Genomic DNA, 23,518 nt, shown 5'->3' with positions numbered 1-23,518 from the left:
GCTTGGACAGTGAGGCTGGCTGATCCGGTGCAGCCGCGGCGCGCGGGCGTTCCTGCGCAGGTCTCGCTTGAGGTGTTTCACCGTAGGGTTGATCGCATGGCACGCCAAAAAAACGTCATCAACGGACTCTTGTTCTTCGCCCCGATCGGCATCGTGCTCTCCGCCATCCCACAGGCACCGGATTACACTGCGACCCTCGGCTGGGGACTGGCCCTGCTGATGGTGGGCACCGCCCTGGTCCTGGCGCTGCGCAGCGCCAAGGCCCAGCGGGACGGCAAGGCTCAGCAGAACGGCAAGGCCCAGCCTGACGCAGAGACCCCGGACAAGGTCTACTGACCGCTGACCTCAGCCGACCAGTCGGTTCACGTTCTCGACCGAGAGCCCGTGGCCGGTGACCAGCGCGGAGGCTCCGAGCACCCCGGCGCGCGCCCTGGTCTGGGTGACCACGATGCGCAGGTGCTGGGTGGCCAGCGGCAGCGAGCGGGAGTAGACCGCCTCGCGGATCCCGGCCAGGAAGTGTTCCCCCGCCGTGGAGACCACCCCGCCGATCACGATGACCGAGGGGTTGAGCAGGTTCACGCAGCCCGCCAGCACCGATCCGACCTGCCGCCCGGCCTGGCGCACGGTGCGCAGAGCCTCCACGTCACCGGAGCGCACCAGGTCCAGCATCGCCGCATGGTGCGGCACGTCGAAGCCGCGCTCGCGCAGCTGGGCGGCGATCGCCGGCCCGGAGGCGACCGCTTCGAGGCAGCCCGCATTCCCGCAGGTGCAGGGTGTGGTGTCGCCGTCGGGGATCGCGATATGGCCGAGGTCCCCTGCCGCTCCCTGGGCGCCGTGCTGGAGCCGACCATCGCTGATGATGCCGGAGCCGATGCCGGTGGCGACCTTGACGAACATCATGTTGGCCACACCCGGATAGGTCACCGCGTGCTCCCCCAGGGCCATGGCGTTGACATCGTTGTCCACCATGATCGGCACCGGGAACCACTGGCGCAGATGTCCGGGAATGTCGAAGTGGTCCCAGCCCGGCATGATCGGCGGGCTCATCGGCCGACCGGTGGCGAACTCCACCGGACCCGGTACGCCCACCCCGACACCGAGCAGGTCCTCGGGGCTGCGTCCGGTCTCCTGGAGGAGCTCCATGGCGATCGCGCCCACCGCGTCGAGCACCGCCACCGGGCCCCGGGTGATGTCGAGCTCCTGCTCCTTCTCCGCCAGCACCCGGGCCGCCAGGTCCGTCACGGCGATCCGCGCGTGGGTTCCGCCGAGGTCCACGGCGAGCACCGACCGGGCGTCGGGATTGAAGGCGAAGGTGCTCGGCGGCCGGCCCCCGGTGGAGGAGTTCTCCCCCGCAGGGCGGATCAGCGAGGCATCCAGCAGCTCCTCCACCCGCGCGGAGATCGTGGATCGCGCGAAACCGGTCATCGCCGTCAGGTCTGAGCGCGTCCGCGGCGTCCCGTCCCGCAGGAGCTGGAACAACGCTCCCGCGCTGTTGGGAAGAGTGTTCCCCGCCGGCGCGAACGCCACGCTGTTCTGCTCATCGATCACGGAGAAGGAGGCCATGGTTCAAGTAAACCACCCAGTGTTCAGTCAGAGTGAGTCCGAAAGTTTTACGTGTTTAGTTTGACTTTTGATTGACAGCCGACAGAAGTGCCCTCTAAATTTGTGAGCATGGTCACACAAAATGGTGGGTCCGAGCTCCTCCGGATGCGAGGGATCATCAAGCACTTCCCCGGCGCCAAGGCCCTCGACGGCGTCGATCTCGACATCCGGGCCGGTGAGGTCCATTGCCTGCTCGGTCAGAACGGCGCCGGGAAGTCGACCCTCATCAAGGTGCTCTCCGGCGCCCATCAGCCCACCGAGGGCGAGATCCTCTGGAAGGGTGAACGGGTCACCATCCCCACCACGATGGCCGCGCTGCGACTGGGCATAGCCACGATGTATCAGGAGCTCGACGTCGTCGACGGTCTCAGCGTCGCCGAGAACGTGTTCCTCGGTCACGAGCTCAGCTCGGGGGGCGTGCTGCGTCGGGCCACCGCCCTGGAGCGCACCCGCGACCTGCTCCGGCGCCTCGGTCACCCCGAGATCCCCGCCCAGCGCGAGGTCGGACGTCTGCCCGCAGCGGGGAAGCAGATCGTCTCGATGGCCCGGGCACTCTCCCATGACGCGCAGCTGATCATCATGGACGAACCCTCCGCGGTGCTTGATCCCGAAGAGGTGGAGAACCTGTTCCGAGTGGTGCGAGCTCTCCGGGACGAAGGCGTGGCCGTGGTCTACATCTCACATCGTCTCGAGGAGATCCGCCGGATCGGAGACCGGATCACGGTGCTCAAGGACGGGCGCACCGCGGCCACCAGCCTCGAGGTCGAGGACACCCCCACCAGGGAGCTCATCGCGCTGATGACCGGGCACGAGGTCATCTCCGACTTCGGCGGCACCGCGATCGGAGCCACCAGCGATCAGCCGCTGCTCGAGGTCGACGGACTCAGCCTCGACGGAGTCTTCGAGCCGGTCTCCTTCGACGTCCGCCCCGGTGAGGTCGTGGGACTGGCCGGACTGGTGGGCGCGGGCCGCTCCGAGATCCTCGAGACCATCTACGGAGCCCGCCGCGCCACCGCCGGCGAGGTCCGGGTCAAGGGCAAGAAGCTGCGCCGCGGCTCCATCGCCGATGCGGTCAACCACGGGGTGGGGCTCGCCCCGGAGGAGCGCAAGAGTCAGGGCCTGCTCCTGGACGAGCCGATCTACCGCAACATCACCCTCTCCACGTTCGCCCGCTTCGCCCGATCCGGCCTGCTCAACGAGCGCGCCGAACGCACCGCGGCCCGCGAACAGGCCGAGGCGCTCCACCTCTCCCCCGCCGACGTCCAACGCAGCATCCGCACCCTCTCCGGCGGAAACCAGCAGAAGGCGATGCTCGCGCGCTGGCTCGTGCATGGGTGCGACGTGCTGCTGCTCGACGAACCCACCCGCGGCGTCGACGTCGGGGCCCGGGCCGAGATCTACGGACTGGTCAGGGAGCTGAGCCGACAGGGCACGGCAGTGCTGATGGTCTCGAGCGAGATCGAGGAGGTCCTGGGACTCGCCGATCGAGTCCTCGTCGTCGCTGACGGCAGGGTCGTCCACACCGGAGCGACCAGGGACATCGACGAACACCAGGTGCTTGATCTTGTGATGGAAGGAGCTCACGGATGAGTGAGACGAAAGAAACAGGCGCCCCCGCCGGTGCGGAGACTCCTGCCGGCGAGGAGCCCCCGAGCCGGGACCTCAGCCCGGACGAGGAGAAGGCACCGAAGACGGTCGGCGGGTCGAACCTCAGCCTGGGACACAGCCTCGGCCTGATCCTCGCCCTGGCGGCACTGGTGGTCCTGGGCGTCGTCACCGGCGGCGATCGCTTCCTCAGCGTGGCGAACCTCATGGTGATCCTGCAGCAGGCCGCGGTGATCGGGGTGATCTGCATCGGCGTGACCTTCGTGATCACATCCGGAGGCATCGACCTCTCGGTGGGCTCGGTGATGGGACTGGCCACGGTCTGGGCCACCACGCTGGGCACCCAGGCCATCGCGATGGACGTCCACTGGTCGATGATGTTCTTCACCGCGCTGGCGGTCGGCGCCGCGGCTGGACTGCTCAACGGCGTGATCATCGCCTACGGGCGGGTGGTCCCGTTCATCGCGACCCTGGCGATGCTCGTCGCCGCCCGCGGCTTCGCCGAGCTGATCTCCGGACGGCAGACCCAGATCGTCACCGTGCCGGGCTTCACCAGCACCTTCCGCGGAGACCTGCTGGGCATCCCGATCATCGTCTGGATGTTCCTGATCGTCGCCGCCGCTGGATGGTTCCTGCTCAACCGCACCACCTTCGGGCGCCGCACCATCGCCGTGGGCGGCAACCCCGAGGCCGCCCGGCTGGCCGGCATCAAGGTCAAGCGCCACCTGGTCATGGTCTACGCCCTCTCCGGGCTCTGCGCCGGCATCGCCGCGGTGATGATGCTCAGCCGGACCACCTCGGGCTCCTCCACCCACGGCCTGCTCTATGAGCTGGACGCCATCGCCGCCGTCGTCGTCGGCGGCACCCTGCTGGCAGGCGGCCGCGGCACCATCTTCGGCACCGTCCTGGGAGTCATGGTCTTCGCGGTGCTGCGCAACGTCTTCGTGCAGAACAACCTCGACTCGTCCGTCCAGGCGCTTGTCACCGGCGCGATCATCGTCGGTGCCGTGCTGCTCCAGCAGCGCTTCTCCAGCCACAGTCGAACGTGACCTGAGCACCTCATCACCTGAATCAACCCACTCGCACAGCTGAATCAACTTCCATCAGGAGGAATCATGTCTCGCACCCCACGCCGGTACCTCTCGGCCGCTGCGCTCATCTCAGCCACCCTGCTCGTCAGCGGCTGCCTCTCCAACGACCCGGTGGAGGCGGAGTCCGGCGACGACGACGCCGCGGCCGCCGCCGCTGAACCTGCGGGCGACAACGCCGAGCCCGGTGAAGACGTCGTCATCGGGTTCTCCGGCCCTGCCGCCGGACACGGCTGGATCGGCGCCATCACCGAAGGCGCCCAGTCCCAGGGGGAAGAGTTCGAAGACGTCGAGCTGCGCGTCTCCGAGGGCACCGATGACGTCAACCAGCAGATCAGCCAGATCGAGCAGTTCATCAATGACGGCGTGGACGCGATCGTGGTCCTGCCCTTCGACGGCGCCGCGCTGACCGAGGTGGCCACCGAAGCGATGGAGGCGGGGATCCCCGTGGTCAACGTCGACCGCGAATTCTCCAGCCCCTTCGCCGCGCGCACCACGATCCTCGGGGACAACTACGGCATGGGCGTCTCCGCCGGAGAGTACATCTGTGAACAGCTCGGCGATCAGGAGGATGCGGTGGTCGCTGAGATCGCCGGCATCGACTCGCTCCCACTGACTCAGGACCGCAGCGAAGGGTTCGAACAGGCCCTCAGTGACTGCGGGCTCGAGGTCGACAACCGGGTCGCCGCGGACTTCACCGTCGCCGGCGGCGAGAGCGCCACCGCGAACCTGCTCCAGGCCGCACCCGAGATCGATGCGATCTGGAACCACGACGACGATCAGGGCGTCGGCGTCCTGGCCGCCATCGAGAACGCCGGGCGCGACGAGTTCTTCATGGTCGGCGGCGCAGGCTCCGCGAACATGATGCGCGAGATCGAGTCCGGGGACTCCGTGGTCGAGGCGACGGTCATCTATCCCGCCACCCAGGCCGCCGACGGCGTCCGGCTGGCTCGGCTGCTCGCCCAGGGCCGGGCCCTGGGCGACCTGGTGCAGATCGAGGTCCCTCGCGAGATCCAGCTCTACGCACCCGTGGTCACCGCCGAGAACGTGGACCAGTACCTGCCCTACGCCTTCGAATCCTGAGCGGCAGCGATGGCAGAGCTGGAGAAGCCACGACTGGGCGTGGCCATGATCGGGCACGCCTTCATGGGCCGGGTCCACTCCCAGGCCTGGAGGTCCGCCTCACGGTTCTTCGACCTTCCGATGGAGCCGCGGATGCGGGTGCTCGTCGGCCGGGATGCACAGCGGAGCAAGCAGGCTGCGCAGCGGCTGGGCTGGGTCGAGTCCGCCACCGACTGGCGGCGGGTGCTCGAGCGCAAGGATGTGGATCTGATCGACATCTGCACCCCGGGTGACACCCACGCGGAGATCGCCGCGGCGGCGCTGGAGGCCGGCAAGCACGTGCTGGTGGAGAAGCCGATGGCCAACTCGGTGGCGGAGGCAGAGCGGATGAACGACGCCGCCCACCGAGCGCGAGCCCAGGGCATCCATGCGATGGTCGGTTTCACCTACCGCCGGGTGCCGGCGCTGAAGCTGGCCCAGGAGCTGATCGCCGAGGGCCGGATCGGTGAGGTGCGCCAGGTGCGGGCCCAATATCTGCAGGACTGGCTCGGCGATGAGACCGCGCCGCTGTCCTGGAGGTTGGACAAGGCCCGCGCGGGGTCCGGGGCGTTGGGCGACATCGGCGCCCACATCGTGGACCTGACCTGTTTCCTCACCGGTCAGCGTTTCGCCGGGGTCTCCGGGATGCTCGACACCATAGTCGCGGAACGCCCGGTCGCCGCTGCGGCCGCCGTCGCCGCAGGTGGGATCGGCGGTGGCAGCGGTGGTCTCGGTGGCGGGCCGGGAGCCTCCGCCGAAGCGTCTGGCACGGCCGCGAGGGGCCCGGTCACGGTGGACGACGCCGCCCTGGTCACCGCTCGGCTGAGCTCGGGCGCCCCGGTGATCCTGGAGGCCTCCCGGTTCGCCTGGGGTCGGAAGAATGCGCTGCGCATCGAGGTTTCCGGGTCTCGCGGGGCGGTCAGCTTCGACTTCGAGGACATGAACGTCCTTCACTACTACGATGCGACGCAACCGGCGCGGACCGCAGGGTTCACCCGGATTATGGCCACCGAACCGGAGCACCCTTATCTCGAAGCCTGGTGGCCGGCCGGCCACGGGCTGGGCTATGAGCATGGATTCACCCACCAGGTGGTGGATCTGGTGCGCGGGATCGCTGCCGGGAAGGATCCGCGGCCCTCATTCGAGGATGGCCTCCACGTGCAGCGGGTGCTGGAGGCGGTGGAGCGCTCCAGCGGGGCCGCGCATCAATGGACCGAGATCCACGATCACGAACGGAGATGAAGACCATGGCACGACCAGTCACGCTGTTCACCGGACAATGGGCGGACCTGCCCTTCGAGGAGGTCGCCCGGCTCGCGGGTGAATGGGGCTACGACGGCCTGGAGATCGCCTGCTGGGGTGATCACCTCGACCCACGGCGGGCCGCAGAAGACGATGCCTACGTGAAGGATCGCCTTGACATCCTGGAGAAGAACGGGCTGAAGGTCTACACGATCGCCAATCACCTCCGGGGACAGGCGGTCTGCGACGACCCGATCGACGCCCGGCACCGTGACATCCTTCCGGATCACATCTGGGGCGACGGCGACCCCGAGGGGGTGCGGCAGCGGGCGGCCGAGGAGATGAAGTACACGGCGCGGGCCGCGGCCCGGCTGGGGGTCAACACGGTGACCGGCTTCACCGGGTCCGCGAGCTGGAAGTATGTGGCGATGTTCCCTCCGGTCTCCGCGGAGCTGGTCGAGGCCGGCTACCAGGACTTCGCTGACCGGTGGAACCCGATCCTCGACGTCTTCGACGAGGTGGGGGTCCGCTTCGCCCATGAGGTGCATCCTTCGGAGATCGCCTATGACTATTGGACGACCCAGCGCGCACTGGAGGCGATCGGGCACCGGCAGGCGTTCGGCCTGAACTGGGATCCCTCCCATATGGTCTGGCAGGACATCGATTCGGTGGCGTTCCTCTGGGATTACCAGGACCGGATCTATCACGTGCACTGCAAGGACACGAAGAAGCGGCTGAACGGGCGCAATGGCCGGCTGTCCTCGCATCTCGCCTGGGCTGATCCGCGGCGCGGCTGGGACTTCATCTCCACCGGCCGCGGCGATGTGCCCTGGGAGGACGCCTTCCGGATGCTCAACGCGATCGGATACACCGGCCCGCTGTCGGTGGAGTGGGAGGACGCCGGGATGGACCGGCTGATCGGAGCACCCCAGGCCCTGGAGTTCGTGCGGGCCAATGCGTTCGAACCCTCGGATGCCGCGTTCGATGCGGCGTTCTCCTCCTCCTGAGGCGGGGCTGGCGCGTCAGCCCAGGACATGACAAAGGGCCCGATCTGACACCTGGTGATTGCACCCACCAGGTGTCAGGCTCGGGCCCTTCGGCTGTCTGGACCTTGGATCAGGCCCAGGATCGAACTAGTCGCTCGAGGTCGAGCGCTGCCGCCTGATGATCAGCAGTGTGGCGCCTCCGAGGATGAGCAGCACGCTCAGCCCGACGAGCACGCTGGTCAGCGCCCCGATGCCGGTAGAGGGCAGATCCGAGGAATCGGATGCCGCCTCGGCTGAGTCGTCGTCCGTGTCAGCCGCCGATGCGTCTGCCTCAATGGTCGCGTCGTCTGAGTCTGACAGGGCAGCGGATTCTGTCGCGTCATCGTCCGTTGTGTCAGATGCGGTTGGGGAATCCGATCCACTCGGGGCATCGGATTCCACAGGTGATGCCGAAGCTTCCTGGCTCTCCGTGTTCGTAGGCCCGGCCGAATCGGTGGGCTCATCGGTCGGAACCGGAGCCTCAGTGGGTTCCTCGGTTGAGACCGCAACCTCAGTCGGCTCGTCCGTCGCGGCTGGAACATCTGTGCGCTCCTCGGTCGGGACCGCAACCTCGGTCGGCTCCTCAGCAGGAACCGGCACCTCAATGGGTTCGTCCGTGGGGACTGGGACCGCGGTCGGCTCCTCCGTCGGGACCGAAGTCTCCGTGGGCTCCTCGGAAGGAACTGGAGTCTCCGTCGTGGCTGGCGTCTCGGTGGGCTCCTCGGTAGGAACTGGAGTCTCGGTCGGTTCTCCCGTCGACTCCACGGCGCAGCTGGTGGTGGTGAAAGTGTTGGAGTCCAGGGTCACGGCGCCGTTGCGAGCGAGGGCCCGGCCCTGCACGGTGGCGCCCGTCGTAGCGCTGATCGAGGTGAGCGCCAAGATGGAACCCACGAAGGTGGATCCGGTTCCCAGGGTCGCTGAGCTCCCGACCTGCCAGTAGACGTTGCAGGCTTGTGCACCGTTGATCAGTGAGACATTGCTGGACGTTGCGGTGATCAGGCTCGACGCCACCTGGAAGATGAACACCGAATTCGGATCCCCCTGGCCGTCAAGCGTCAGCGTGCCGGTGAGTTCGATGGCCCCGGTGGAATTGTAGACACCGTCAACGAGGGTCTGCCCGCCGAGATCGCCGGCGATGCTCGCAGTCGGAGCGCGCCCGGCCACGTCGTTATAGGCAGTCACGAGATCCGATTGAGCCTGAAGGGCCTCTGCATCGCCCGCGTGAGTCGTTCCGCCGACCAGCCCCGGGGGGAAGCCCGTGATGGCGTTGCCCGGGCTGACTCCCAGGTCCCCGCTCAGGATGGTCGGGCCCGTATTCGTGACGGTCTGGCCACCAAGCACCGAATAGGACCCGGCAGTGCCAAGCACTACAGGAGTGGTGGCGGCAGAGGCAGCGGACGAGAACGACAGAGCCACCGCCATAACAACAAAAGTGACGAGCAGGGCGCTCAGCCCAACTCTCAACCGCGTACTGAAATCGGGCCGCTGGACTGCTGGCGCAGATCGAGCCGAGCTGGTCGTATTATTCATTTTTCCCCCCGGAATGGAATGCAATTGGTGCCGATCGAACCTAGTCGTTCGCACAAGTTCCAACAGATTTTTCACCCATGTAGATCTGGGCGATCTGGGTCACTTGTCGCTGAGATTACGGCGCAGTCTGAAGATCCACAAGTCCAATTTCATCGCCATGCCTCGCAAGATTCACCAGGCGCGTTCTGAGGTGCAGTGATGGTGGCAAATGCTATTTTTAGCCGGCCTAGTAAGTACTACGTAATTCATCAGTAGAAAATACCGAGTGAGTATCACCAGGTTCTCTGCCTTGCATGACGATGCAGAAAACACAAATCCGCGGAGGCGGAAAACGGCGCGAGCACTGCCTGGAGGCGACCGAAGACGCTGTCATCGGTGAAGAATTCTCGTTCGCCTGTGCCCTAAGAACGTTTCTCTGCCCGTTCGAGTTACGGCAGCAGCGCCACGGCGCAGACTGCGCCGAGGGCCATCGACGGGCCGAAGGGAATCTGCGTGTCCCGGCCTCCATTTCGGCTGACCAAAACCACCAGCGCGATGACCCCATTGATGGTGAATCCCAGTACCGTGCCAGCGGCCACGTGGGACCACCCGAACCAGCCCAGGAATCCGCCGACCAGAAAAGCGAACTTCACGTCACCGAGACCCAGCCCGGTCGGCGCGATCAGCGCCAGCAGCAAGTACCCGGCGAGGAGCACCACGGCCGCCAGCAGACTCCGACCGAACGTGGACCATTCATCCGCGGTAGCTGCCGCCACCGCAAGTGGCACCAGCAGTGCCACAGCGGTACATGCCACCAAGACATCGGGCAGCCGACGCACCATCAGGTCGGTCACCACCAGCAGCGCGCAACCGACTCCGACCGCCGCGAAGGCCACCAGCTCCGCGGCACTGTCCGCGACGCCCGCGGCACCGAATCCGGCCAGCGCTGCAAGCACCGCAACAGGCACACGCAGAAGACTCCCCACCCGCTCGGAATCGTCCTCGAGGAACGGACGCAGGGCCGGGGTGAGCAGCCCACCCAGCACTGCGGCCAGCAACGCGGTCAGAAGAGGGATCATGACGGGTTCACTCATCACATGCCGCTGAAGGATTCGACGATGTTGATCGCGGCCGGTCCCATGACCACGATGAAGATGACCGGGAGGATGAAGAGCATCAACGGAGCAAGCACCTTCACCGGAATCTTCTGGGCCTTCTCCTCAGCGCGCTGGCGTCGCTTCAGCCGCATCTCATCCGCCTGGGTCCGCAGGACGCTCGCGATGGAGACTCCGTAGGCATCCGCCTGGATCACGGCACGGACGAACCGGCGCAGGTCCACGACGGTGGTGCGCACGGTCAATGCCTCAAAGGCCTGCCTGCGCGAGTTGCCCATCTGGATGTCCTGAAGGGTGCGGACCAGCTCGTTCGCCAGCGGACCTTTGCCGTTCTGCGCGGCGCGCGCCATGGCGGAGTCGAATCCCAGTCCGGCCTCGACCGCGATGGTCATCTGGTCCAGGGTGTCGGCGAGTTCCAGCTCGATCTGCTGGTTACGTTTGGTCCCCTCGCTGTTGAGCAGCAGCTCCGGCAGGAAGTACCCGACCATCGACACGCCTAGAGTCATCAGCACCAGGAGTGGCGGGGGCCCAGACAAAAGGGTCAATGCGCTGACCACCCCTGCGGCCAGGAGCCAGAGGAGCTTGAGCGTGAGCAGCTTCTCCACCGTCCAAGCGGCGGGACGGCCGGCGAGGGTGTGCTGTCGGTCCAGGGTCTTCACGATGACCTCGGGCGTCACCCTCCTGGCCAGCGACGAGAGTGAGAAGCTGCTTTCGTTCGGTCCCGGGCCGTTTGGGGCCGCCACCAGGGTGACTCCGGTGCGCCGCAGGTTCTCGCGGACTTGGCGTCGCGTCGGATCCACCGCCGTCCAGATGAGCCAGACCGCCATTCCCACGGCGAGCGCGGCACACGCGGTGGCAAGCGCGACGGACGTGGTCATGGCGTTCAAAACTTGATCTCCACAACCTTGCGCAGCCAGAGCCCGCCAAGGGTGAGCATGACCACGCCGAGGATCATCAGTCCATAGCCGAGCGCACTCTCGGTGAAGGGGGCGAGATACCCGGGATTGCTCATCAGCAGGAAACCGGCGAGGCCGAACGGGAGCACCATCAGGATCAGTGCCGAGAGTCGGCCCTCGGCGCTGAGGGTAGCCACTTGACGCTTGATGTCGTTGCGCTGTCGGATGGTGTTGGCCACGCCGTCGAGCACCTCGGCGAGGTTTCCGCCGACCTCCCGGTTGATCGCGATCGCCTGGGTGATCCAGGAGAAGTCCTCGCTGGCCATGCGCGCGGCGGTCATGTCCAGAGCGACGCCGAGGTCTCGTCCCACCCGGGTCTCGTTGACGATGCGCACGAACTCATCGGAGGTGGGGCTCTCTGCCTCCTTCGCGACTGAGGAGAGTGCTTGCGGCAGGCTGTGCCCGGCGCGCAGATTCGAGGCCATCAGCTGCAGCGAGTCATCGAGCTGGTCGGCGAACTGCTTCTGCCGCTTGGAGATCCGCAGCCCGAGCAGGATCTTCGCTCCCAACGGCACCGCGGCGGCGAACAGGAACGCAGCCAGCGCGCCGCTGAGCACCAGGCCCAGGGCGAAACCGACCACCGAGCCCACGATGACCAGAAAGACGAAGTCCTGGGGTCGCAGCTTTACCGCGGCGAGCTCCAGCGTCGAGGCGCCCACCGGGGTTCCCCGGCGGTGGATGAGCCGCTCCACCAGCGCCGTAGCGGTTCCCGCGCCGCGCTCCAAGGCGCTGGGCATGGGCACGTGGCCAGGTTGGCGGCGCTCTACCGGCACGCGCACCGGGCCCGGCGAGACCATCAGGTAACTGATGATGCCCACTGCGATCGCGCCGGCGAGCACTCCGATTGTCGGCAGAAGGTTCTCGAGAATGATCTCCATCATGGTCCGGGCCTGGCCTCTGGCCGGGAGAAGACGCCCGGGGAGACGGTGATGCCCAGGTCAGCGAAGCGTTCCGTGAATCGTGGGCGGATGCCGGTGGAGATGGGTTTGCCGAGGAACTTCCCGCCGTCGTCGACTCCGGCGGAGTAGTCGAAGAGAAAGACGTCCTGGAGGGTGACGGTCTGGCCTTCCATGCCGTGGACCTCGGTGACCGCGGTGACCCGCCGGGTGCCGTCGCGAAGACGGGTGAGCTGCACGATCAGGTCCACCGCTGAGGCGATCTGTTCCCTGATGGCGCGCAGCGGAAGGTCCATTCCTGCCATCAGGACCAGTGTCTCCAGCCGGGCGATCGCATCGCGGGGTGAGTTGGCGTGGACGGTGGACAGGGAGCCGTCGTGGCCGGTGTTCATGGCCTGGAGCATGTCGAGGCTCTCTCCACCGCGGACCTCGCCGACCACGATCCGGTCCGGTCGCATGCGCAGCGAGTTGCGCACCAGGTCGCGGATGCTGACCTCGCCCTTGCCCTCCACATTGGGAGGCCGAGATTCCAGCCGGACCACGTGGTCCTGCTGGAGCTGGAGCTCGACCGCATCTTCGATGGTGACGATCCGTTCGCCGTCGGGGATGAAGGAGGAGAGCACGTTGAGCAGGGTGGTCTTGCCGGAGCCGGTGCCGCCGGAGACGATGATGTTGAGCTTGGCCGCGACACAGGCGTCCAGGAGTTCTGCCATCTCCGGGCTGAGCGTGCCGAAGCGGACCAGGTCATGGACCTTGAAGGGGTCCTTGCTGAACTTTCTGATGGTCAGCGAGGACCCGTTGAAGGCCAGCGGTGGGATCACGGCATTGACGCGGGAGCCGTCCAGAAGTCGGGCGTCGACCATCGGGGCGGACTCATCGATCCGGCGTCCGATGCGGGAGACGATGCGTTCGATGACCAGTCGCAGATGTTCCTCGGAGGCGAATCGGCTGGCCGCGCGCTGCAGCTGGCCGGACTTCTCGATGTAGATCATGTCCGGTCCGTTGACCATCACCTCGGTGACGGTCTCGTCATCGAGCAGCCGCTGCAGCGGACCATAGCCGAGCACGTCGTCCTGGACCTCGGCGGTGAGCCGTTTGCGCTCCTCGGTGCTGAGCGGGATGGCGGATTTCTCGATGACGGCGTTCAGTTCGGCACGCACCAGAGCATGGAGCTGGCGCTCATCCAGGGAGGGGTCGTTGAGCCGGGCACCGATGCGTTGGAACAGCGTCGCGGCGGCGGTGTCCTTCAACCGACGGAGGGCGTCGTCGGGCTCATCCGACCGCGCCGCCACGGGTGGTCGCTCACGGGCACTGGCGGCGGTCCGGCGCGTGACGGGGCGCGCAGGCGTGTCCGTTGATGCGTCGAGGAGGGGAGGGGGGCCACCCGCGTCCAGCGCTGCCGGTGCTGCCTCGGCTTTCGGTGGCGGGGACCCCGCCTGCGCGGCCTTCAGCCGTTCGGAGAGGCTCATGACTTCTTCCCCTTCGTGCGCAGCCGGCCCCGCCGGTCGAGCTGGACTCCCGCAGGGAGCAGCCTGTTCGCCAGCGTCGCCAGCGATCTGACCAGCGGATCGCGCGTCTGGGACTGCATGAGCGGCACGCCGACGTTGATCGAAGCAGGTGCACCTTTGGACCTGGGGATCGCGGTCCCAACCGGGACCCCGAGGGTCTGTACCACGTCGCTCAGCGCGACGCCGTCCGCGGCGTCGGCGTGGTTCACCACCACGTGATACCGCTCGGTGAACATCTGTAGCACCGAGAGCGTGTCGACGATCTTGCGCAGTCCGCTGAGCGCGGGCACGCTGAGCGTAGTGAGCAGCAGCGGATCGGTGGTGTGATCCAGCGCCCCCAGCGTGTGATCCGCTAGACCTGGGGAGGTGTCGACCACCACGTACGGGAACTCCTGGGTCAGCACCTGCAGGAGCTGACTGATCTGGGCGCTGGTGATGCCGTCGGCGGCGGCCGGATCTGCCGGCGCCGGCAACACGTAGAGCCCGGTCTCGTGCAGGGTCAGCCGGGTCTTCAGTGCGATGGTGTCTCCGCTTGCCACGCTCTGCAGCGCGTCGGGCAGGAAATGCTCCGGGGAGAGGTTCAGCGCCGTGGCCACATCGCCGAACTGCAGGTCCAGGTCCACGATCACTGTCGAGTTCGGGACGGCCTGAGCCAGCGCGACCGCGAGGTTGGTCATCACTGTCGTCTTGCCCACGCCTCCCTTGGAGGCCACGACGGTGATCACCCGGCCGGTGGGACCCTGAGATTCGGTGGTGGCGTGCCGGGCAGCGAGGGCGTCGGCCTGTTCTTTGGCAGCGGCGAGGGCTCGACTCACCTGTTCCAGGTCGGCACCGGGGGCGAGCAGGTCGGTGACTCCTGCACGCATGGCCCGCAGGCCGAGGGCCTCGGGCTGATCGGTGATCAGCAGCACCACGGTGTCCGGATGTTCGGTGTGGAATCGAGCTGCCAATGCGAGGCAGAGATCGGGGTCGCGCCGGGAGTCCATCACCAGTACACCGGGAACGGAGCCGCCCTTGAGCCTTCCGAGCAGATCTGCCGGGTTCTCCGAATACGGCACCGGGAGGGACAGGTACCCGCCCCCGGCGGCCTGCGCGTAGGCGGGTTCGAGGTCGGAGTCAGCGACGGCCACCGCGATGCGGATCATCGCAGCACGTCCTGGACTTCAATGGAATCGGAGTCATCTTCGGGCCCATCCTCAGGCTCCAGCGAGAGCCAGACTCCGTGGAACTCCGCAGCGTGAGCCACCAGCGTGGCATCGCTGGCCTCCACGGCGAGGGTCACCATGAGGGTCTCGGCGGCGGGGGTGGTGGTCTCGGTACCGTCCTCCTCGATCGTCTCGGTGACTCCGCCGTCCACCCGCGTGACGAGGACTTTCTGCAGAGTCAATTGCGTCTCTTGGGGATCGGAGGCACTCACGAAGAACCCGACAGTGTCCCCGGGATTCAGCTGTCCCCCGACGACCCGAGTGGCGGGAAGCTGGACGGTGATCTCGTGGAACCCTGAAGGGATCTCCACGTCTCTCGCCCCTTCCAGATCTTGAGGGGAGGCGAAGCGCCCGGCCATCAGCTGCTCTCCCGGGTACAAGGGCGCGATCGTGACCTGACCTGCCACCTCCTCGAGGGACTCGATGCCAGCGGGGACGACGGCGGCGGAGGGCACCTCATCGGTGCCGACGAACTCCCCCATCTCTTCCACGGGGGTCCCCTCAGGAACAGCTTCAGTCACCACCAAGACGGTTTCGGGGGACATGTCCGCCATCGCACGATCGTCGGCCTGGTTGACGTAGCTGATCACCAACACGGCTGCCAGGGCAGCAAGGACGACGGCGGCAAGGGCGGCAAGGACGCGACGGGACATGTGAGCCTTACTCGGTCAGGGCGACGACGGCGGCGCCGAGGCGCGGACCGCTGGGGCTGTAGTCGAAATCTTCGGTCAGGTCCACGAAACGGTCGAAGCTTCCACGGATGCACCGTTCATTGCCTCCACAGGGTGCTGGAGACGGATGACCGTACTGGCCGGCAAAGTAATACCCGGACAGTGTGAACGCCGCATACCCATAGATCAGATATTCTCCGTTGTTCCCTGTGCCGGTGGTTCGGTCAAATATCGGAAGCAGCACCGTCTTCCCGATCCACTTGCGAAACTCAGCGTCGTTGCAGATAGAGGGAACGTTGTTGCCGGTATCTGAACCAACCCATCCGTTGATGATGGATTCCGTCTTGCCACAGCTCTCCGCGCTAGGCGACAGCCAGCCGAACCCACCGGGCAGGGCATTGCCGGACGGACCGGTGCAGCTGGTGTCAGAGGACTTAGTGAAATTGATTGTGCGGTCTGGGGTCGATTCGGGAATGTCCACCCCAATCACTGCGCCAGAAGAGGGATCGCGCTGTACGGTGATTCCCGCCTGAGCCGTGAGAGCGCACCAGGAAAACGTCAACGGGAGAACTGCGGTGCCGCCGGTGGGATATCCCCAGCGGGCAGCAGATTGTGCCTGCAGCGGGGTCGAGTTGATCCCGATGATCGGGGCGAACCAATGGTCCCGGACGGTGCTGGTCTGCACCCTCACTTCCCCGGCGGTCTCGTCCAGGGCGTGAACTTCACCGAGAGCGCCGGCGGCATTGAGATTGGCAGCGGCCATGCTCTGCGCAGTGGCGCCAGTGGTGCTACAGTCATCGCGCGCGCAGTCCTGGGCGATCGCGAGAGCTCCGGAGTCGGCGCCGGTCTGCAACTGCTGACGGTCCGCGTGCATTGCTGCGACATCGATGGCCAGCGCGGCCAGAATCATGATTGGCACCATCATCAGCGCGACGATGACGGCCGACGCCCCGCGGTCATCGTTGTTCTTTCGCCACTTGAACAAGGTCTTCAGCCGTTGCATCGCATGGTCCCCTTGCCGGTGAGAGTCACCGATCCGACGCCGCCGAGCAGCTGCATCGGGTAGCTGATAGTCACCGTGGCGGTACCGGGGCCTGAGGTGCCGGCTGCCTCACATGTGGCGGGGGTGATGTTGATCTGCCCCGCGGAGACGTTCGCCGAGGGGGCTGCCGAGGCGATGACGGTGTCGCGGGCGGCAGTTCGCGGATCCGCGCCGCCGGAGGTGTCCTGCAATGCCATGACCCGGACCCCGTCACGCGCCGCGTTCGATAGGGCGGATTGAACGTGAAACGCGTGACCGAAGGCGATGATGCCTAGCAGCATGAACACAAGAATCGGAGCGACGATGGCGAATTCCACCGCCGAGGCACCGCGATCATTCGCTCGTGCTCTCACGTCTCGATCCTTCCACGCAGCCGGAGGTACAACAGTTCCTGGAACCGAAGCTGCCGGTGAAGCCCTCTCAAGGGCTCCACCGGCAATCAGATATGGGAAGCGAGCTTCATCACGGAGTGGTGGTTTTAGTGAGCTCGGTGTTTACCTTGCCGAAGAGACCGTCGAGCGTGTTGCCCAGCAGGATGACAGCGGCAATGATCACCACAGCGATCAGCCCTACGAGGAGCCCGTACTCCACGGCGGTGGCGCCGCGGTCCTTGCGGCCTTCGAAGCGGTCAGTCATGAAGGACTGGAGGGTGGCGACCAGCGCGTATGCACGATTCATGGCGGATTCCTTTTGATCAAAGTGGAAGCCCAGAAAAGGTTCTGGGGACTTTGGCTCCCGCCCCCGTTCAGGAATCAGGTGCCGCCTTGATCATTACAGCGTTTTGCGGTTAACGCAAGCTTCTTCTTGTGCGACTTTGCAGTTTGTGCATGCTTATAAGTGCGGCAGTCGAACATGTGGAAACAAATTGTGGATGCCCTCACCCCAGAATTGCCGGACAACAGATATCGCCGCGTTGAGCGCCATGCAGTTTCGGTCGGACAGTTCTCAAGAACTTTGCCCTTCATGCAAAGAATCTCAATCAGCAGACCTGCGGTAATATTGAACAATGGATGAAGAACGGCTGGGCCTACGCGAGCTGAAGAAGCAGATGACCAGAGAAGCAATCGCTGGGGCCGCATTGAAGCTGACCTTGGCCAAAGGGCTCAACGATGTCACCATCGATGAGATCGCGCGCGAAGCCTTCGTCTCCCCGCGCACGGTCTCGAACTACTTCCCCTCCAAAGAGGAAGCCGTGCTCGCAGCCGGCAGCATCGGCGCGGAGCAGGTCCTGGATGAATGCGGAGGCGAGCAGTCTGACGAGCCACCATTGAAGGTGCTCTGCGAGCAGCTCAGTGAGTACGCCCGCGAGCATCCCGAGCAGCTGCGGAGGGCCTCTCAGCTCGCACAGCTGGAGGAGAAGAATCCCTCACTGCGCCCCTTCCGCGTCACCCAGCAGGTGGAGCTGGTGGAGCTTCTGAGCGCGCGCATCGCCGTGCACTCCGGCACCGATGTCAGCACGGACCTCTATCCCTCGCTCGCCGCCTCAGGTGCGGTCTCGGCGATGGTCACCTCGCTGGCCCTCTGGTCGCAGAACAACCTGCCGGATGAGGAGCTCCCGGCGCTCATCCAGGACGCCTTCAACATCCTCACCGCCGGCTATCCGCACCCGCCCGTTGTGGCCACCACGACTCAGACCGCGGCCGCCTGAGCGCCGCGGCTCCCCGCACGCGCACGAACAGGACGCACTTGCACGATCCTGTATACAAAAAGGGCCCGGCCCCGCACCGATGGAGATCAACCCCACCGGCACGGAACCGGGCCTCTCTCAGCAGAGGGCCTGAGCCCTCATCGCCGATGCGCTGAGCATCGGCTCAGAATCGAATCACTGAGCCAGGACGAAGGCTGCCTCAAGGTCGATCGAGACCTTGTCGCCGACCAGCACGCCGCCGGCTTCCAGGGCTGCGTTCCAGGTCAGGCCGAACTCCTTGCGGGAGATCACGGTGTTGGCCGAGAAGCCCGCACGTGTCATGCCGAAGGGATCCACCGCCTGACCGCCGAACTCGACCTCGAAGGTCACCGGCTTGGTGACGCCGCGGATGGTCAGGTCGCCGGAGATCTCGAACTCTTCACCGTTTGCGGCGATGTTGTTCGCCACGAAGGTCAGCTCGGGGTGGGCCTCGGAGTTCAGGAAGTCCTCGCCGCGGACGTGGGCGTCGCGGTCGGGGCTCTTGGAGTTGAAGGACACGGCCTTGACGTGCGCGTCAACAGTCGCCTCATCACCCTCGGAGACGACGAGGGTGGCCTCGGCCTCTTCGAAGATGGCCCTCACCTTGGAGATGCCGGCGTGGCGCACGGTCATGCCGATCTCGGAGTGCGAAGAATCAAGGTTCCAGGTGCCGGGGGTCAGATGTGCCATGAATGGGACTCCTCTTAGGGTTGCGGCCCCGCGCCGAACGCGCAGAACCACCGTGGTTGGTCAATGGGGACAACAGCAGTCTGCCTCATTTTATTTCAAAACTGAAGCAAGTTCACCTGAGTGTCATCCCGATGTCCGTTTGACCATGGCGGTCTGCAGCACCACAGGGTCCACGTTCTCCCCCTGCATCAGCTGAAGCAGCAGGTCCACTGCACGCCCGGCTAGCTCCCCCACCGGGTTGATCACGGTGGTCAGCGGCGGGCGGGTCAGCTGTGCGGCGTGCGTGTCGTCGAATCCCACGACTGCGATCTGCTCCGGCACGGCGATTCCTCGAGACTGGACCTCATGCATGGCGGCCACCGCCATCAGATCCGAGGCCACGAAGACGGCGTCGAGGTCTGGAGCGCGCTCGAGCAGCCGCTCCATCGCCACCGCACCCGAGGCGGAGGTGAAGTCGCCGAACTCGACCAGGCCGGAGTCCAGGCCCGCGCGCTGCAGCGCCTCGGTCCACCCAGTCAATCGATCCGACCCGGCTGCCATGTCCTGCGGACCGGCGATGGTGGCCAGTCGACGTCGTCCCTGACTGATCAGGTGGTCTGCCGCGAGCGCCGCACCCGAGCGGTTGTCCACATCCACCCAGGGGATGCCGACATCTCCGGCGTAGGGCCGGCCGACGTAGACCGCGGGCAGCTTCGTCTCGTGGAGCACGTCGGACAGGTCATCGTCGCGGTGGTGCGAGACGATGATCGCGCCGTCGGTGTAGCCGCCGCGCAGATATCGCTCGATCTTCTGCCGTCCCCCGGGCTGGCCCATGGCCAGCAGCACCTGCACCGGGGAATCCGCCAGCCGCTGGGTGATCGAGGCGAGCATCGAGGCGAAGAACGGATCCGCGAAGACCCGGTCCTCGGCCTCCGGCACGACGACGGCGATCGAGTCGACCTCCTGGTTCACCAGCGAGCGCGCGGCCCGGTTGGGGCGGTAGCCGAGCTCGGTCACCGCCGCCTCCACCGCGATCCGGGACTGCGCGCGGACCCGTGGATCCAGGTTCACCGCCCGGGAGGCGGTGGCGCGGGAAACACCTGCCCTGGCTGCCACATCCTCCAGGGTCGGCAGTCGCCGAGCAGGCATCGGTCCCCCTTCGTCGGATGTGGTCACCACGGCGTCGTTGCTTCTCTCAGTCCACCACACCAGTTGCCGCGACCTGTGCGTACCAGTTCGCCGAGGCCTTCGGAGTGCGCGTGAGCGTATCGTAATCCACCCGCACGATCCCGAAGCGCCGGTCATAGCCGAAGGCCCATTCGAAGTTGTCCAACAGGGACCACACGAAGTATCCCCGCACATCCGCACCGGCCTCCCTAGCCTGATGCACGGCATGGAGGTGCTCTCGGATATAACTGAGCCGCTGATCATCCTGGACGAAGCCCGCGGCGTCGGGCGCATCCGGGTAGGCCGCGCCGTTCTCGGTGACATAGAGCGCCACCCCGGCGGGACCGGTGTATTCGCGGTGCAGCCGAAGCAGCAGATCATGCAGTCCCTGCGGGAAGACCTCCCATCCCATCGCGGTGGCCGGCAGTCCCCGCGGCACCGCCGAGACGTGTTCGGAGCCCACGTTCGGGTTCGGCTCCCCCGTCGCCCGCGCCGTGGCCGCCGCCTGCGCGGCGCGTTCGGGCTCTACACCGGTGAGCAGCTCCCCGGTGTAGAAGTTGACCCCCAGCACGTCGATGGGCGTCGAGATGATCTCCAGGTCTCCCGGCTGGACCAGCCCCTCGCGCCAGAGCCCTGCCTGGTCGGCAAGCACATCCTCCGGGTAGGCCCCGTCGAAGATCGCCCCAGCGAAGAAGCGGTTGAAGCTGCCATCGAGCCGGCGTGCGGCATCCACATCTCCCGGTGACTCTGGATCCGCCGGCCGGTAGTCGGTGAAGTTCAGCGTCAGCCCCAGCTCCAGCTGCGGATCACGACGACGCAGCCGCCTCACCGCGAGCCCGTGTCCGAGCAGCAGGTGATGCGCCGCGGCCAGAGCGTCCTCCGGGGAGGTCCGCCCCGGCGCGTGGTGCCCGTTGGCGTAGCCCAGGAAGGCCGAACACCACGGCTCGTTCAGGGTGGTCCAGTGTCGGACCCGATCGCCCAGCGCCTCGTGCAGCACCACCGCGTAGTCAGCAAAGAGCTCAGCGGTCCGGCGGTTGGTCCACCCGCCCTGATCCTCCAGTGCCTGGGGCAGATCCCAGTGGTACTGCGTGAGCCAGGGCAGGATCCCGGCGGCGAGCAGCTCATCGACGAGATCCGAGTAGAACCTGAGTCCCTCCGGGTTGACGGTCACCCCGTCAGGCATCACCCGGGACCAGCTGACCGAGAACCGGTAGACCTTGAGGTTCAGCCGCTTCATCAGCGCCACGTCGTCACGGAAGCGGTGGAAGTGGTCGCAGGCGACGTCCCCGGTGTCCCCGGCGTGGACCTTCCCCGGGGTGTGGGCGAAGGTGTCCCACACCGAGGGGGCGCGGCCGCCTTCTGCGGCAGCACCTTCGACCTGGTAGGCCGCGGTGGCGGAGCCGAAGAGGAAGTCGGCGGGGAAGGCCACGGTGCGCGGTGCGCTGGTTGCCTGGGTGGTGAGGGAAGAACTCATTGCTTGACGGCTCCTTGCATGATTCCGGATACGAGCTGACGGCCCGTGAAGATGAACAGGATGAGCAGCGGGATGGTGGCCATGGTGGCCCCGGCCAGCACCAGCGAGTAGTCCACGAAGTGCGCCGCCTGCAGCTGCTGCAGCGCCACGGGCAGGGTGGGATTCTGCGGGCCCAGCACGATGAACGGCCAGAAGAAGTTCGTCCAGTTCAGGACGAAGGTGAAGAGGAACAGCATCGCCGCCGCCGGCTTCGCGGCCGGCAGGGCCACGTGCCAGAAGGTGCGGATCATGGAACACCCGTCCACGGTGGCGGCCTCGATGAGCTCATCGGGGATCGCCTGCCGCAGGTACTGGGTCATCCAGAACACTCCGAAGGCCGTCACCAGGCCCGGCACGATGACGGCCTGCAGCTCCCCGATCCAGCCCAGCCGCGCCATCACCTGGTAGAGCGGAACGACGCCGAGCTGGGTGGGGATCGCCATGGTGGCGATCACGAAGACCAGCAGCGGCGCGGCACCCTTGAAGCGCAGCTTCGCGAAGGCGTAGCCGGCCAGGGTGGAGAAGAACACCACCGAGACCGCAGTGACGGTGGAGACGATGATCGAGTTCATCGTCGCCCGCCAGAAGGGCACGGTGTTGATCACCGAGGCGGCGTTGTCCAGGAAGTTTCCGCCCGGGAGCAGCGGGAAGGAGTCCCGGGAGAGGATCGTCGAGTCGTGGCTGCCGATCAGGTAGGACCACCACAGTGGGAACATGCTGCCCAGGATCACCGCCGCCAGGCACCCGTAGACGATCCAGCCCGGTCCGCGGCCCGGCCCTCCGGAGCCTCCGCGTCGGCGGCGGCGTCCCTTAGGTCGGGATCCTGCCCCGGATCCGGACCCGCGGCGGCCGAAGGGGTCGTCGTCGTTCTTGGGCGCTGTCGCGGGTCCCGTGCGCGGGATGATCGGCAGCGGCCTCTCTTCGAGCGCGCTCATCGCTTGACCTCCGAGCTTGAGATGCGGCGGGTGATGACGAAGTTGACCAGCCCGATGGCCACGATCAGCAGGAACAGCAGCACCGCCACCGCGGAGGCGAGCCCGAAGTCGGACCGGGTCCAGCCCAGTTCGTAGAGGTACAAAGTCATGGTCTGCCACTGGCCGTCGGCGCCGCCGCGGCCGTACTGGTCGAACATCCGCGGCTCGTCGAAGATCTGAAGCCCGCCGATGGTCGAGGTGATGATCACGAAGATGATGGTCGGGCGCAGGTTCGGGATGGTCACCGAGATGAACTGACGGACCTTCCCCGCGCCGTCGATCGCGGCCGCCTCATAGAGGTCTCGCGGGACAGCCTGCATGGCGGCCAGGAAGATCAGTGCGTTGTACCCGGTCCAGCGGAAGTTCACCATGGTGGCGATGGCCAGGTGGCTGGGCAGCACGCCCGAATGCCAGCCGACGGCGTCGATGCCCACGGTCTCGAGCATCGAGTTCACCAGCCCGAACCGGTCACCGAAAAGGTTGGAGAAGATCAGCGCCACGGCCACCGGCGTGACCACATAGGGCACCAGCACGCCCATCCGCCAGAAGGTTCTGGCGCGCAGGTTGTAGTCGAGCAGGTAGGCGATCAGGATTGCCGCCACCACCTGCGGGGCCGAGGAGAGGATGAAGATCGAGAGCGTGTTGCGCAGCGAGATCCAGAAGGCCCGCTGACCCAGCACGTGCGCGAAGTTGTCCGTGCCGACGAATTCGCCCTGGCCCATGATCAGGTCCCAGTCGTGGGCGGCGACCCAGATGGTGTAGATCAGCGGGAACAGCCCGACCACGGCGAAGAGCAGGAAGAAGGGACTGATGTAGAGGTAGGGCGAATACCGGCGGTCCCAGGCCGAGGCCCGGTGCCGGAAGCTGATGCGCGGCTTCCGGCGACCGGTCCCGGTCCGGCCCGCCGGACCGCCGCTACGGGATCCCGTGGCGGCGGCCTCGGCCCTTGAAGGTGCGGTCATGA

Annotated in this window: 23 protein-coding genes and 1 pseudogene; 7 read left to right on the top strand and 17 right to left on the bottom strand. The window is 66.4% G+C overall.

The window, feature by feature from the left end; genetic code table 11:
- The first annotated feature begins 96 nt into the window (after nucleotides 1-96).
- Nucleotides 97-336, top strand: coding sequence for a hypothetical protein (locus LSI54_RS06645; protein ID WP_241470833.1), 240 nt, complete (start codon nucleotides 97-99; stop codon nucleotides 334-336).
- A gap of 9 nt (nucleotides 337-345) precedes the next feature.
- Here the strand turns inward: LSI54_RS06645 and LSI54_RS06640 are convergent, their stop codons facing one another.
- Nucleotides 346-1,563 (bottom strand): ROK family transcriptional regulator, encoded by a 1,218-nt coding sequence (locus LSI54_RS06640; RefSeq protein WP_241465633.1) that lies wholly within the window; start codon nucleotides 1,561-1,563, stop codon nucleotides 346-348.
- Nucleotides 1,564-1,671: 108 nt separating this feature from the next.
- Between LSI54_RS06640 and LSI54_RS06635 the strand changes: the two genes are divergently transcribed.
- The 5 genes from LSI54_RS06635 (at nucleotide 1,672) to LSI54_RS06615 (ending at nucleotide 7,645) form a co-directional block, all read left to right on the top strand.
- A complete protein-coding gene (locus LSI54_RS06635; protein WP_241465634.1) occupies nucleotides 1,672-3,192 on the top strand; it encodes a sugar ABC transporter ATP-binding protein in 1,521 nt (506 codons plus the stop codon).
- The gene (locus tag LSI54_RS06630; RefSeq protein WP_241470832.1) at nucleotides 3,189-4,256 is read left to right on the top strand and encodes an ABC transporter permease; all 1,068 of its coding nucleotides are present in this window, start codon (nucleotides 3,189-3,191) and stop codon (nucleotides 4,254-4,256) included. Before LSI54_RS06635 ends, LSI54_RS06630 begins: the two co-directional genes overlap by 4 nt.
- A gap of 66 nt (nucleotides 4,257-4,322) precedes the next feature.
- Nucleotides 4,323-5,378: a substrate-binding domain-containing protein gene (locus LSI54_RS06625; RefSeq protein ID WP_241465636.1), complete on the top strand. Its 1,056-nt coding sequence runs from the start codon at nucleotides 4,323-4,325 to the stop codon at nucleotides 5,376-5,378.
- A gap of 9 nt (nucleotides 5,379-5,387) precedes the next feature.
- Nucleotides 5,388-6,638: a Gfo/Idh/MocA family protein gene (locus LSI54_RS06620; RefSeq protein WP_241470831.1), complete on the top strand. Its 1,251-nt coding sequence runs from the start codon at nucleotides 5,388-5,390 to the stop codon at nucleotides 6,636-6,638.
- A gap of 5 nt (nucleotides 6,639-6,643) precedes the next feature.
- Complete coding sequence (locus LSI54_RS06615; protein WP_241470830.1) at nucleotides 6,644-7,645, top strand: sugar phosphate isomerase/epimerase family protein; 1,002 nt, start codon at nucleotides 6,644-6,646, stop codon at nucleotides 7,643-7,645.
- 126 nt (nucleotides 7,646-7,771) lie between these two features.
- Here LSI54_RS06615 and LSI54_RS12995 read toward each other — a convergent pair whose 3' ends face one another.
- From LSI54_RS12995 to LSI54_RS06555, 11 genes and pseudogenes are all read right to left on the bottom strand, one after another.
- On the bottom strand, nucleotides 7,772-9,268 hold the full coding sequence (locus LSI54_RS12995) for an ice-binding family protein (protein ID WP_342357804.1): 1,497 nt from the start codon (nucleotides 9,266-9,268) through the stop codon (nucleotides 7,772-7,774).
- A gap of 353 nt (nucleotides 9,269-9,621) precedes the next feature.
- The gene (locus LSI54_RS06600) at nucleotides 9,622-10,251 is read right to left on the bottom strand and encodes a prepilin peptidase (protein WP_241470829.1); all 630 of its coding nucleotides are present in this window, start codon (nucleotides 10,249-10,251) and stop codon (nucleotides 9,622-9,624) included.
- Nucleotides 10,252-10,265: 14 nt separating this feature from the next.
- Nucleotides 10,266-11,165 carry a type II secretion system F family protein gene (locus LSI54_RS06595; protein WP_241470828.1) on the bottom strand — a complete coding sequence of 300 codons (900 nt, stop codon included), beginning with the start codon at nucleotides 11,163-11,165 and terminating at the stop codon, nucleotides 10,266-10,268.
- A 5-nt stretch (nucleotides 11,166-11,170) separates the two neighbouring features.
- Nucleotides 11,171-12,124: a type II secretion system F family protein gene (locus LSI54_RS06590; RefSeq protein WP_241470827.1), complete on the bottom strand. Its 954-nt coding sequence runs from the start codon at nucleotides 12,122-12,124 to the stop codon at nucleotides 11,171-11,173.
- Nucleotides 12,121-13,608, bottom strand: coding sequence for a CpaF family protein (locus LSI54_RS06585; protein ID WP_241470826.1), 1,488 nt, complete (start codon nucleotides 13,606-13,608; stop codon nucleotides 12,121-12,123). Before LSI54_RS06585 ends, LSI54_RS06590 begins: the two co-directional genes overlap by 4 nt.
- On the bottom strand, nucleotides 13,605-14,792 hold the full coding sequence (locus LSI54_RS06580) for an AAA family ATPase (RefSeq protein ID WP_241470825.1): 1,188 nt from the start codon (nucleotides 14,790-14,792) through the stop codon (nucleotides 13,605-13,607). Before LSI54_RS06580 ends, LSI54_RS06585 begins: the two co-directional genes overlap by 4 nt.
- Complete coding sequence (cpaB, locus tag LSI54_RS06575) at nucleotides 14,789-15,505, bottom strand: Flp pilus assembly protein CpaB (RefSeq protein ID WP_241470824.1); 717 nt, start codon at nucleotides 15,503-15,505, stop codon at nucleotides 14,789-14,791. The genes LSI54_RS06580 and cpaB overlap by 4 nt, the downstream gene beginning before the upstream one ends.
- 7 nt (nucleotides 15,506-15,512) lie before the next feature.
- The gene (locus LSI54_RS06570) at nucleotides 15,513-16,526 is read right to left on the bottom strand and encodes a TadE/TadG family type IV pilus assembly protein (RefSeq protein WP_241470823.1); all 1,014 of its coding nucleotides are present in this window, start codon (nucleotides 16,524-16,526) and stop codon (nucleotides 15,513-15,515) included.
- Nucleotides 16,514-16,762: a hypothetical protein gene (locus LSI54_RS06565; protein WP_241478049.1), complete on the bottom strand. Its 249-nt coding sequence runs from the start codon at nucleotides 16,760-16,762 to the stop codon at nucleotides 16,514-16,516. The genes LSI54_RS06570 and LSI54_RS06565 overlap by 13 nt, the downstream gene beginning before the upstream one ends.
- A 15-nt stretch (nucleotides 16,763-16,777) precedes the next feature.
- Nucleotides 16,778-16,882 (bottom strand): annotated as a pseudogene (locus tag LSI54_RS13170) (TadE/TadG family type IV pilus assembly protein); the annotation flags it as partial.
- A 145-nt stretch (nucleotides 16,883-17,027) separates the two neighbouring features.
- Nucleotides 17,028-17,243 carry a Flp family type IVb pilin gene (locus tag LSI54_RS06555; RefSeq protein ID WP_241470821.1) on the bottom strand — a complete coding sequence of 72 codons (216 nt, stop codon included), beginning with the start codon at nucleotides 17,241-17,243 and terminating at the stop codon, nucleotides 17,028-17,030.
- 370 nt (nucleotides 17,244-17,613) lie between these two features.
- Between LSI54_RS06555 and LSI54_RS06550 the strand changes: the two genes are divergently transcribed.
- Nucleotides 17,614-18,213: a TetR/AcrR family transcriptional regulator gene (locus LSI54_RS06550; RefSeq protein ID WP_241470820.1), complete on the top strand. Its 600-nt coding sequence runs from the start codon at nucleotides 17,614-17,616 to the stop codon at nucleotides 18,211-18,213.
- Between the two features lie 174 nt (nucleotides 18,214-18,387).
- Here the strand turns inward: LSI54_RS06550 and LSI54_RS06545 are convergent, their stop codons facing one another.
- The 5 genes from LSI54_RS06545 to LSI54_RS06525 all read right to left on the bottom strand — a co-directional run bounded on the left by LSI54_RS06545 (nucleotide 18,388) and on the right by LSI54_RS06525 (nucleotide 23,516).
- Nucleotides 18,388-18,921, bottom strand: coding sequence for a YceI family protein (locus LSI54_RS06545; protein WP_241470819.1), 534 nt, complete (start codon nucleotides 18,919-18,921; stop codon nucleotides 18,388-18,390).
- Nucleotides 18,922-19,044: 123 nt separating this feature from the next.
- Entirely contained in the window at nucleotides 19,045-20,049 is a 1,005-nt protein-coding gene (locus LSI54_RS06540; protein ID WP_241465650.1) for a LacI family DNA-binding transcriptional regulator, read from the bottom strand.
- A 46-nt stretch (nucleotides 20,050-20,095) separates the two neighbouring features.
- Nucleotides 20,096-21,541, bottom strand: a complete 1,446-nt coding sequence (locus tag LSI54_RS06535; RefSeq protein ID WP_241465651.1) for a GH1 family beta-glucosidase — start codon at nucleotides 21,539-21,541, stop codon at nucleotides 20,096-20,098.
- The gene (locus tag LSI54_RS06530) at nucleotides 21,538-22,515 is read right to left on the bottom strand and encodes a carbohydrate ABC transporter permease (RefSeq protein WP_241477989.1); all 978 of its coding nucleotides are present in this window, start codon (nucleotides 22,513-22,515) and stop codon (nucleotides 21,538-21,540) included. The genes LSI54_RS06535 and LSI54_RS06530 overlap by 4 nt, the downstream gene beginning before the upstream one ends.
- On the bottom strand, nucleotides 22,512-23,516 hold the full coding sequence (locus tag LSI54_RS06525; RefSeq protein WP_241465653.1) for a carbohydrate ABC transporter permease: 1,005 nt from the start codon (nucleotides 23,514-23,516) through the stop codon (nucleotides 22,512-22,514). Before LSI54_RS06525 ends, LSI54_RS06530 begins: the two co-directional genes overlap by 4 nt.
- Nucleotides 23,517-23,518 lie beyond the last annotated feature (2 nt).

The sequence above is a fragment of the Nesterenkonia sp. AY15 genome (assembly GCF_022565855.1).
Classification (GTDB): Bacteria; Actinomycetota; Actinomycetes; order Actinomycetales; family Micrococcaceae; genus Nesterenkonia.
The sequence above is the reverse complement of the archived record's forward strand: the minus strand, read 5'-3'. Positions and strand labels throughout refer to the sequence as shown.

What these genes read in the sequence shown, in the direction of transcription:
- LSI54_RS06645 (WP_241470833.1), top strand. Translation starts at nt 97, where the DNA reads ATGGCACGCCAAAAAAACGTCATCAACGGACTCTTGTTCTTCGCCCCG.
- LSI54_RS06600 (WP_241470829.1), bottom strand. Translation starts at nt 10,251, where the DNA reads ATGATCCCTCTTCTGACCGCGTTGCTGGCCGCAGTGCTGGGTGGGCTG.
- LSI54_RS06565 (WP_241478049.1), bottom strand. Translation starts at nt 16,762, where the DNA reads ATGGCATTGCAGGACACCTCCGGCGGCGCGGATCCGCGAACTGCCGCC.
- LSI54_RS06640 (WP_241465633.1), bottom strand. Translation starts at nt 1,563, where the DNA reads ATGGCCTCCTTCTCCGTGATCGATGAGCAGAACAGCGTGGCGTTCGCG.
- LSI54_RS06535 (WP_241465651.1), bottom strand. Translation starts at nt 21,541, where the DNA reads ATGAGTTCTTCCCTCACCACCCAGGCAACCAGCGCACCGCGCACCGTG.
- LSI54_RS06595 (WP_241470828.1), bottom strand. Translation starts at nt 11,165, where the DNA reads ATGACCACGTCCGTCGCGCTTGCCACCGCGTGTGCCGCGCTCGCCGTG.
- LSI54_RS06550 (WP_241470820.1), top strand. Translation starts at nt 17,614, where the DNA reads ATGACCAGAGAAGCAATCGCTGGGGCCGCATTGAAGCTGACCTTGGCC.
- LSI54_RS06625 (WP_241465636.1), top strand. Translation starts at nt 4,323, where the DNA reads ATGTCTCGCACCCCACGCCGGTACCTCTCGGCCGCTGCGCTCATCTCA.
- LSI54_RS06540 (WP_241465650.1), bottom strand. Translation starts at nt 20,049, where the DNA reads ATGCCTGCTCGGCGACTGCCGACCCTGGAGGATGTGGCAGCCAGGGCA.
- LSI54_RS06545 (WP_241470819.1), bottom strand. Translation starts at nt 18,921, where the DNA reads ATGGCACATCTGACCCCCGGCACCTGGAACCTTGATTCTTCGCACTCC.
- LSI54_RS06525 (WP_241465653.1), bottom strand. Translation starts at nt 23,516, where the DNA reads ATGACCGCACCTTCAAGGGCCGAGGCCGCCGCCACGGGATCCCGTAGC.
- LSI54_RS06580 (WP_241470825.1), bottom strand. Translation starts at nt 14,792, where the DNA reads ATGATCCGCATCGCGGTGGCCGTCGCTGACTCCGACCTCGAACCCGCC.
- cpaB (WP_241470824.1), bottom strand. Translation starts at nt 15,505, where the DNA reads ATGTCCCGTCGCGTCCTTGCCGCCCTTGCCGCCGTCGTCCTTGCTGCC.
- LSI54_RS06530 (WP_241477989.1), bottom strand. Translation starts at nt 22,515, where the DNA reads ATGAGCGCGCTCGAAGAGAGGCCGCTGCCGATCATCCCGCGCACGGGA.
- LSI54_RS06615 (WP_241470830.1), top strand. Translation starts at nt 6,644, where the DNA reads ATGGCACGACCAGTCACGCTGTTCACCGGACAATGGGCGGACCTGCCC.
- LSI54_RS06585 (WP_241470826.1), bottom strand. Translation starts at nt 13,608, where the DNA reads ATGAGCCTCTCCGAACGGCTGAAGGCCGCGCAGGCGGGGTCCCCGCCA.
- LSI54_RS06620 (WP_241470831.1), top strand. Translation starts at nt 5,388, where the DNA reads ATGGCAGAGCTGGAGAAGCCACGACTGGGCGTGGCCATGATCGGGCAC.
- LSI54_RS06570 (WP_241470823.1), bottom strand. Translation starts at nt 16,526, where the DNA reads ATGCAACGGCTGAAGACCTTGTTCAAGTGGCGAAAGAACAACGATGAC.
- LSI54_RS06555 (WP_241470821.1), bottom strand. Translation starts at nt 17,243, where the DNA reads ATGAATCGTGCATACGCGCTGGTCGCCACCCTCCAGTCCTTCATGACT.
- LSI54_RS06635 (WP_241465634.1), top strand. Translation starts at nt 1,672, where the DNA reads ATGGTCACACAAAATGGTGGGTCCGAGCTCCTCCGGATGCGAGGGATC.
- LSI54_RS06630 (WP_241470832.1), top strand. Translation starts at nt 3,189, where the DNA reads ATGAGTGAGACGAAAGAAACAGGCGCCCCCGCCGGTGCGGAGACTCCT.
- LSI54_RS06590 (WP_241470827.1), bottom strand. Translation starts at nt 12,124, where the DNA reads ATGATGGAGATCATTCTCGAGAACCTTCTGCCGACAATCGGAGTGCTC.